The sequence below is a fragment of the Edaphovirga cremea genome (assembly GCF_003332275.1).
Taxonomy (GTDB): domain Bacteria; phylum Pseudomonadota; class Gammaproteobacteria; order Enterobacterales; family Enterobacteriaceae; genus Edaphovirga; species Edaphovirga cremea.
The window spans coordinates 71908-80634 of the sequence record NZ_QOVA01000018.1; the positions used below are offsets into that span (position 1 = coordinate 71908).

The window sequence follows — 8727 nt, forward strand, 5'->3', positions numbered from 1 at the left end:
TCAGTCTGGCTGAGAGGTGTTATACCCGATGAACGATGGCTCCTATATGACGCCAGGAGCCATTAACGCTAAAAAATATAAGGATAAGCCATCAGATGTGATAGTGAAATTTGCGCAACAATCTCAGTCGACTATCAGAAAATATTGCTCATTAAGCCAGGGGATATTTTCCTGCAATACTGGATAGACCCGCTGTTTCAATTCATCGGTCACGATTTTTTTGATTATATGAGCGATATGATGTGACTCTTGTTTTCGGACATGAACGCCAATAGTCCGTGAGGGTGGCCAGTGCTTGAGAGGGTAAAATGAGAAATGGCGGGAAAGCTCATGGTGTTCATACAGACATAGTGGTGCAGTAATACACCAGCAATTTCCTCTGGCCATATATTTAAATAGCAGGCCATTTGTATCGTAATTACAGTGTGAGTTCGTGCTGATATTATTATGCTTGAGGTATTTATTGACCTGTAATTTCATATGCGTATTGTCGCTGTAACCAACAAATGTCAGCTCACTGGCAATCTCACCCAGAGTTTTATTTTTACCCGGATAATCTTTCGGTACAACCAGCATGAAATATTCTTTCATCAACGGCAGAGAAAAAACCATATCATCATTTGCGTAATGCTCATCGATATTAATATCAACATCAATATCATAATTACGTAAGGCAATAGCCCCGTGCAATGACAAACCGGTACTGAAGGAAATATTATCGAATCCATTCATCAGCTTTTCGCTAATGGGGAAAATAATCGGAGTTAAGCTGTCAAGCAACCGCAGTTTGATGCATCCATTATCCTGCTTGATCGCACGGATCATCCCGTCCATGCTGATGTTGATATTCTTTTTGAATTCCACGGCATGCTGATAGAAAGAACGGCCTTTACGCGTCAGGGTTAACGGACGCTCTTGTCGATCAAACAAAATACAGTCGATAAGCTTCTCAAGCTGACGAATACTTTGCGTAATCGCCGACGGGGTGACACCCATTTGAGTCGCTGCAACCTTCATACTTCTGGCATCAGCCGCAGCAATAAAAATATTAATATATTTCACAAAGATGAAGTTTTTATCTGCTGTCATTTTCGCCCCCAACAACTGAACAACCATACCCTCCCTAACATCTGGCGGAATAATCATGAGCATCCAGGCCGTGACCCTCAGGCATTCACCTGATTAACAAAAACTATAACATGGAAGATGACGCGCTTGATAGGAGCGGGCTATCACAAATTTACAAGTTGAAAATAATCGCAGCGCCAATTTAGAAAAACTTAATTCGCATGACTCTCTCCCTAGGATTGATAGGGTAGTGGTACATTCACAACCGGAGTTATTCTCATGTCGAATCCATTAACCATTCCCCCAAGAAAAGAGTTTTACAGCTTTTTCGATGCCCCCGTTGTCACTGATTTTGATAACCTGGATGCGGATATTGCCATTCTAGGGCTTCCTTTTGGCGATCCTTATTCCATGGAGGAAACTATTAATGATCAGACGAATGCCCCGACAGCCATTCGCCGAGCATGGCAGCGCGCACTGCGTGGACTGGAGCGTTATGATTTTGAATTGGGTGGCCCTTTGCTGGATAACCAACCGATTAAAATAATCGATTGCGGCGATATTCCCGGTAATCCACGAAATATGTTGGCGCATTATCAATTAGCCGAACAGGCGGTAAAAAAATTACTGGATGCCAATATATTACCGATTATTCTTGGTGGCGATCATGGTATCCCCATTCCGGTTTTTCGCGCCCTGAAAGACAAAGGCCCAATTACCCTGATCCATATTGACTCGCATCTTGACTGGCGGGATGAAGTAAATGGAGTACAGGAAGGGTATTCCAGCCCTATTCGTCGTGCCGCTGAAATGGATCATATTGATCAGATTTACCAGATAGGTCTACGCTCTGCGGGCAGTGCCCGTCCGCAAGAGGTGGAAGATGCCATTGCCTATGGTGCTCATCTTATTCCCGATATCGAATTACAACGTATCGGCATGGATGCGGTGCTGGAAATGATCCCTGCCGGCGGTAATTATTATATCACCATTGATGCTGATGGTATGGATCCGACTATTATGCCTGCAGTTAATGGCCCTGCGCCGGGTGGTGTTACTTACCCACAAATACGTACCCTGATACAAGGGTTGGTAAAAAAAGGTCGGGTAGTCGGTATGGATATTGTGGAGATTACGCCAGCAAAAGATCTGAACAATATCAGCTCAATTACTGCCGGACGTATTATCTGCAATTTAATTGGGATGGCAGTAAGGGCGGGCTATTTTAAAAAGTAGCCATTAAGCGGTAAAAATAAAATCATTCCAAAAAATATTATTATCCTAAGATAACTAATAAGGGTCCTCTATTATGCGTACCGAACATGACTGTTTAGGTGAGATGGATCTACCTGACTCTGTTTATTATGGTATTCAGACGGCGCGAGTATTGCAAAATTCCGCTATTTCCGGGATACCGGTAATTTATTATCCGTATCTTCATCAGCGACTGGCACAGATGAAAAAAGCTGCCGCCAGGGCAAATCATGCCATTGGTGCACTGGAACCAGAAATAATGACAAGCATTGTCTATGCCGTTGACAGAATTCTTACGGAAGACTGGAGGGCCCAATTCCCCCTGGATATGTATCAGGGTGGTGGATATACCTGCGTTAATATGAACATGAATGAAGTCATTGCGCATATTGCCAATGAAAAGTTGACGGGTCATAAAGGCTATGATCGGGTTCATCCTAATACCCATGTCAATATGGGTCAGTCAACCAATGACATGATTCCGTCAGCCATGAAACTGGCCATTGCCCCGGCACTCGATGCCCTCATCGTACCCCTGCAAGAACTTCATGAAGCATTAAAAGAAAAGCAGCAGGCTTTTTCCGGCGTGATAAAAGTTGGCAGAACCTGCCTGCAGGATGCCGTCCCGATGACGTTAGGTCAGGAGTTCGGCGGCTACAGTCGTTTTGTCGAACGCCAGATTGCCCAACTCCACGCTCTGCGGGATGCGTGTTTCAATTTAATTGTCGGCGCTACTGCCGTGGGTACTGGAATAGGGACATTCCCTGGTTATCAGGAGGCTTTTTATCACTATATCTCTGAAGACTTACAGGAGAATATTCGTGCGGACTGCGACTTTTTTGATGGAATGCAAAATGATGATTTCTACCCTCAGGTTTCAGCTACACTAAAAACGACAGCGTGTGGCATCTCTAAAATCGCCAAAGATTTGCGTCTGTTGTCTTCGGGGCCAAGGTCGGGATTTGCAGAAATCACGCTACCCGCAGTGACCCCCGGTTCATCAATAATGCCAGGCAAAATCAATCCGGTACTCCCTGAGCTCATGTCCCAGGCGGCCCAACAAATATGTGGTAATGATGTTGCGATTACCATGGGATTTGAACAGGGAGAATTAGAAATAAACGTCTGGGCACCGACCCTGTATAAAAACCTGTTTGAGTCATTTACGTTATTAACCAATGCACTGCCGCCTTTTACACAACGCTGTATTAAGGGAATAACAGCTAATACAGCTGTTTGCGAACAGAATGCTCACCAGACTCTGGCATTATCTACGGTAATCGCCGCTATCTGGGGATATGAAGACGGTGTCCGTGTTTCTCAGTTTGCCTTTGAAAACAAACTTTCCGTCAAGGACGCTGTTTTACAAATGGGCATATTAAATCAACAGGATGCAGATTTTCTATTAGATCCTCATTTATTAACTAATCCCGAAAAGATGTCAGAAGCCATTTCCCTATGGAGAAAAAATAAGATCCAATGATCATAGCCCTATAAAAATCATCATTAAAAATAAGGATATATGCATCCATTTATCGATGCATATATCAATGGCTTTCTTTCATTCTATAAAGAGGAAGAAATTATGTTTTTTATTGAGTTACTTATTGTATTGCTCACATTATGTCTGGGGGCCCGACTGGGGGGGATATTCATTGGTATGGCTGCCGGTGTTGGGCTAGGAATTCTGGTATTTATCTTCGGTCTGACGCCATCTTCCCCGCCGGTTGATGTCATGCTGATTATTATGGCGGTCGTTCTTGCAGCATCAACACTGCAAGCAGCCGGAGGCATGGATTACCTGGTAAAAATAGCCGAAAAAATCTTGCGTAAGAACCCCAGCCGCATCTCCTTTGTTGCACCGATGGTCGCTTATCTGTTTACGTTTTTATCCGGTACCGGCAATGTGGCTTTCAGCATTCTGCCGGTGATTGCTGAAGTGGCCCGTGAATCAGGTGTCCGGCCAGAAAGACCGATGTCCATTTCAGTTATTGCCTCCCAACAAGCGATTACCGCCAGTCCTATCAGCGCAGCAATGGCCGCATTGATTGCTCTTCTGGCTCCTTTTGGTGTTGGTATGGGCAGCATCATGGCTATCTGTATTCCGGCAACGCTGATCGGTATTATTGCAGGCAGTTGCTACGCCTGTCGGGTGGGGAAAGAGTTGTGTGATGACCCGGAATATCTGCGTCGTTTGGAACAAGGTCTCATTGCCCCTCCCAGACAATCAACCACTGCGGCTCCCGAAATCTCAAAAAAAGCCAGGTTTTCAGTAATATTATTCGTTCTGGGTGCAGTGACCATCGTATTGATGGGAACCATTCCTTTTTTGCGCCCTGATTTTATCGTAGAGGGCAAAACGGTAAAAATGTCGATGACGCACACCATCGAAATTATTATGTTCATTATTTCGGCTATTATGGTGCTGATCTGTAAACCTGACCTGGATAAGATTGTTTCTGGTTCGGTATTTAAAGCCGGGATGATGGGGGTGATCTGTATTTTCGGTCTGGCATGGATGGGCGATACGCTGGTGACCAATAATATGCCGTTCATCAAGGAAAATGTGCAGGATATAGTGACTGCCAATCCGTGGATGTTTGCGCTCGGATTATTCTTCGTTTCCGCATTAACGTTGAGTCAGGCTGCCACAACCCGGTTGTTAATTCCTCTGGGCATTGGCCTGGGGTTATCACCGTATGCCATGGTTGCCTCCTGGCCAGCAGTAAATGGTTATTTCTTTATTCCAAGTTATGCCACATTGATTGCGGGGGTCTCTTTTGATACCACCGGTAGCACCAAGATTGGCAAATATGTTTTTAACCATAGCTATATGATCCCAGGTTTGATTACTACCGTTGTCTGCGTCGCGGTAGGGTTTGGTCTGGCTTCAATTATTCTATAAGCGGAAATTAACTGTAACTATAAATTTTGCTGCGCATTTTTATATGACAATAATAGAATTGGAATAATGGAATCCTATTTTTCAGATGAGAAAAAGGCGGCAACCGCCGCCTCTTTTTCTTCATACCGCGCATTAATGCCACGCGTTAATATCACGCATTAATACTACATACAGCGTAACAATTAATTATAAATTACTGCGGTACCGAACATACGGTCATTACCTGATGCTGAGGTGATGCGGTATGACGTTGCGCCTTGTGCTTCAGCTTTCTGGGCCAGTTTGCTTTCCAGGCTGCTCAGGTTGGAAGCATGTGCGCTTACCACACCGATTTTCTGGGCATTCAGTGGTGCGGAAGTCACTGGCTCAGCAGCCAAGGTAGCGAATGAAGCGGTAGAAAGAACAACTGCAGCGATAGCGATTTTCAAGTTTTTCATGATCTTATTCCCATTGATAAATGTGTTGTCACCCAACCGGGTGGTGTTCATGTTTGCGACGCTAATTACTTAACGATCGATAACTAAATACTAATCTCATTTTTTCCGTGGTGCAAGTATTTTTTTAACGATCATTAATTATTTATCTGAGTGACGATTTCAGTCAGCACAAAGACGCTCTGGCGGCCTTTATGCCGAGAGGGTCAATCAGTTGTAGATGACGCCGTTGGTATTGAGATGATTGTTGCCTGAGGCAGAAATAATCCGGTACGCCACAGCATCACTGTCACCCGGTTTATGTGCCAGTTGTTGTTCAAGGCTGGAGAGCCTTGACGGTGTACTGTGTCCGGTGTTTATAGTCTGACTATCCATGACTGCCGTGGTAATCTGTATCCGTGCCTGGCTGGCAAGGGGCAAGGCGAGAAGGGTTGCAGCAGCGAGGACCATTTTCAAGCTGTACATACTGGTTGTTTGACTCTTCATTGCAGAGAAGTTTTTCATGATAAGGATTCCTGCACAACGACCAGATCTTGCGGATGGGGTGTTGCCGTGGTGATTTAGTTAACGATTAGTAATTAAATGTTAGGCTGTTCTCGACAGTGGCGCAACTATTTTTTATAATGATCGTTAATTTAATGTGCGGCGAAGTTGCTGTATCAATCAAGAGAGGGTGTATGAGCACTGAATGCACGACGTCAGCCCGTAAAAGTCGCGGACGCCCAAAACAATTTGATCGCGAAGCTGCATTGAGCAAGGCGTTAAATTTATTCTGGCGACATGGTTATGAAGCCACCTCGCTGGCCGATCTGGTGGAAGCCACAGGCGCCAAGGCACCGACGCTGTATGCCGAATTTGGTAATAAAGAGGGGATTTTTCGTGCGTCAGTTGAGCACTACCTGAGCGCCTTTGCTGAACACAGTTTTGTCGCGTTGCGGCAGACTGACTTGTCGGTGGCACAGGCCATTGAACAATATCTGCGTTCATCGGCCGATCTTTTCACCGACTGTTCAACGCCGTCTGGGTGTTTCATGGTCTGTACGTCGTCCGCGCTGTCTTCGTCTTCAGAAGATATCGCCAATATGCTGCGCTCCCGCCATCACCTGCAGGAAAGTACGCTGCGCGATTATTTCGAACAGCGTAAACAGCAGGGTGAGATGGAGGCGTTCACCAATAGTGCGTTGCTGGCAAAATATCTGGTTTGCACCGTGCAGGGCATGTCGGTTCAGGCGCGCGATGGCGCAACGCGGCAAGATCTCCAGTTGTTGGTGGACGTTGTGATGCGGTTGTGGCCGCAGTTGAGCCGGATTGGCAGCAACCAGACTGCAGCGGAATAATACAGGCATGAGACATTGCGGCGCAGGCACTACCTTTGCGCCGCATCATTCAATGTAAATGCGGCGAGTTTAGCCGGAAAATCTGCACGACGAAAAACCCCCGCTGTTGCTGTTATTCGCGGCTGACGATCGATGTGTTGATCCCGACGTGCGGTGCTCGCGCAAATCGTGCGTAATAGAATAAAAGTGCTGAAAAAATAGTCAGTTTCACCACGTTTGGCACACTTTTTGGGACTTTTGCCCATGCTTTTGTCTGCGATCACGTTCTACACTTTAAAGATAAGCAGGAAAAACACGGAATTATCGAGGTCATATGCGCCAGCCCGAACTGATCGCTGAAGTCAGTAATGATAAAAAGACATTGACCGCCGTTGTCGAGCAAGACGATCGCGTGGTCTATTTTTATATCTATTCCACAGTAGAATTTCGCGAGCGGTTCCCGATGATGCGCGCCTGTTGGGTGCGCAATCTTTCTCCCGCCCCGCTGCAAGAAGATCGTCAGGCGATGGAACAGGGTCTTGCGCCAATGCTGGCAGCCCCTTTTTGCCGTAATCTGGAAGGCGAAGCGCCTTTGCAGGCCGCCAACGTATTGATTATCTGGAACGAAAGTGATGACGGTGCCGCACTTTGGTATCAGGGGCTTTTGCTGGCGGTAATTCCAGGCTGGAGCCTGTATATCGACCATCAGGTGGGCTATGCCGCCGGTTGCATCAAAGACAATGGCGCGATTTTTCCGCTCGGTTCAGCCTCCACCAATACGCAATATGCCCGTGCCGAGCAAACGCGGCATTTCTGGCGCGAGTGGCAGAGTGAGGATCACAATCCGTGGCCGAAAATCCAGGCTGATTTCTTGCAGTGCTATGAGCAGCGTTTTGGTCCCTCGGTGAAATATTACGCCATCGATCAGGGCACCTGGCCACCGATGGCGATTTCCCAGCATGAACACAATGGGGTCTATTACTTCCTGACGTTGGGCGTCAGTATCCGCCCAATGCCGTGGGTGGAAATCATGTTCAATGACGATGCTGGTGACTATCGCCGCATGGAGATGGCGTTTGCGGTAGAGGCGCAGTACGTCACGGAAGATAATGCGGTGCAGATGGCCAGCGCGCTATCTGGTTTCGCGCAATTACCGTGGAATAAACTCAGTTGGCTCGGGGAAGGACACACGCTCGAATCGCCTATGGCCCCGCAAGGCTATGAAGGTTTCGTGTTGTCATCGGCACTTTGTTCGCCTTCGAGCAAAGTCGATATGCCAACGATCTATGACGATAAGGTCAATCTTTACTGGGCAACGCCGGTATTTACCAGCGAACGGGAATTCGCTCACAGCATGCCCAATGGTGGCTATGAGTTGGTGGCAAAACTGATTGCGCAGGGCAACAATCATGTGTTTGTGCCGCGTGAAGCGGTGTGTTGATATAAAATTGATATTTCTGGTTTTAAAAACAGGTTCGAAGTAGGTTTCGGTTGATATAAATGTATTTTTCTACTTGAGCCTCGAAGCCTCAACCGACAAAGGGTCGCCAGTCGCCGCGACCCTTTGAACCCGGGCTTTTTCGCGGCACTCCTCGCCGGCTGCGCCGGTCCCTTCCCTCATCACTCCGGCGGACGGGTCGGCTTTAGGTTCGGGTCATGCGTGAACTATTGTTTAAAAGCAGGCTTGGAGCAGGTTTCGGTTGATATAAATGTATTTTTCTACTTGAGCCTCGAAGCCTCAACCGACAAA

At 46.7% G+C, this 8727-nt stretch carries 8 protein-coding genes; 5 read left to right on the forward strand and 3 right to left on the reverse strand.

Annotated elements, in window-relative coordinates; genetic code table 11:
- Positions 1-123: 123 nt before the first annotated feature.
- Positions 124-1146, reverse strand: coding sequence for a LysR family transcriptional regulator (locus DRI82_RS18595; RefSeq protein ID WP_170138734.1), 1023 nt, complete (start codon positions 1144-1146; stop codon positions 124-126).
- A gap of 201 nt (positions 1147-1347) precedes the next feature.
- Between DRI82_RS18595 and DRI82_RS18600 the strand changes: the two genes are divergently transcribed.
- From DRI82_RS18600 to DRI82_RS18610, 3 genes are all read left to right on the forward strand, one after another.
- Entirely contained in the window at positions 1348-2304 is a 957-nt protein-coding gene (locus DRI82_RS18600; protein ID WP_114195405.1) for an agmatinase, read from the forward strand.
- Positions 2305-2377: 73 nt separating this feature from the next.
- Entirely contained in the window at positions 2378-3805 is a 1428-nt protein-coding gene (locus DRI82_RS18605; protein ID WP_211317686.1) for an aspartate ammonia-lyase, read from the forward strand.
- A 102-nt stretch (positions 3806-3907) separates the two neighbouring features.
- A complete protein-coding gene (locus DRI82_RS18610) occupies positions 3908-5227 on the forward strand; it encodes an anaerobic C4-dicarboxylate transporter family protein (RefSeq protein WP_114195414.1) in 1320 nt (439 codons plus the stop codon).
- Between the two features lie 182 nt (positions 5228-5409).
- Here DRI82_RS18610 and bhsA read toward each other — a convergent pair whose 3' ends face one another.
- Complete coding sequence (bhsA, locus tag DRI82_RS18615; RefSeq protein ID WP_114195407.1) at positions 5410-5664, reverse strand: multiple stress resistance protein BhsA; 255 nt, start codon at positions 5662-5664, stop codon at positions 5410-5412.
- Between the two features lie 207 nt (positions 5665-5871).
- Positions 5872-6165 (reverse strand): YdgH/BhsA/McbA family protein, encoded by a 294-nt coding sequence (locus DRI82_RS18620; RefSeq protein ID WP_114195408.1) that lies wholly within the window; start codon positions 6163-6165, stop codon positions 5872-5874.
- Positions 6166-6338: 173 nt separating this feature from the next.
- Here DRI82_RS18620 and DRI82_RS18625 point away from each other — a divergent pair, with 173 nt between their 5' ends.
- Both DRI82_RS18625 and DRI82_RS18630 read left to right on the forward strand, forming a co-directional pair.
- Positions 6339-6998, forward strand: a complete 660-nt coding sequence (locus tag DRI82_RS18625) for a TetR/AcrR family transcriptional regulator (protein WP_114195409.1) — start codon at positions 6339-6341, stop codon at positions 6996-6998.
- 313 nt (positions 6999-7311) lie between these two features.
- Positions 7312-8418, forward strand: coding sequence for a suppressor of fused domain protein (locus tag DRI82_RS18630; protein ID WP_114195410.1), 1107 nt, complete (start codon positions 7312-7314; stop codon positions 8416-8418).
- Positions 8419-8727: the final 309 nt, after the last annotated feature.

What these genes read in the sequence shown, in the direction of transcription:
- DRI82_RS18610 (WP_114195414.1), top strand. Translation starts at nt 3,908, where the DNA reads ATGTTTTTTATTGAGTTACTTATTGTATTGCTCACATTATGTCTGGGG.
- DRI82_RS18600 (WP_114195405.1), top strand. Translation starts at nt 1,348, where the DNA reads ATGTCGAATCCATTAACCATTCCCCCAAGAAAAGAGTTTTACAGCTTT.
- DRI82_RS18625 (WP_114195409.1), top strand. Translation starts at nt 6,339, where the DNA reads ATGAGCACTGAATGCACGACGTCAGCCCGTAAAAGTCGCGGACGCCCA.
- DRI82_RS18595 (WP_170138734.1), bottom strand. Translation starts at nt 1,146, where the DNA reads ATGATTATTCCGCCAGATGTTAGGGAGGGTATGGTTGTTCAGTTGTTG.
- bhsA (WP_114195407.1), bottom strand. Translation starts at nt 5,664, where the DNA reads ATGAAAAACTTGAAAATCGCTATCGCTGCAGTTGTTCTTTCTACCGCT.
- DRI82_RS18620 (WP_114195408.1), bottom strand. Translation starts at nt 6,165, where the DNA reads ATGAAAAACTTCTCTGCAATGAAGAGTCAAACAACCAGTATGTACAGC.
- DRI82_RS18605 (WP_211317686.1), top strand. Translation starts at nt 2,378, where the DNA reads ATGCGTACCGAACATGACTGTTTAGGTGAGATGGATCTACCTGACTCT.
- DRI82_RS18630 (WP_114195410.1), top strand. Translation starts at nt 7,312, where the DNA reads ATGCGCCAGCCCGAACTGATCGCTGAAGTCAGTAATGATAAAAAGACA.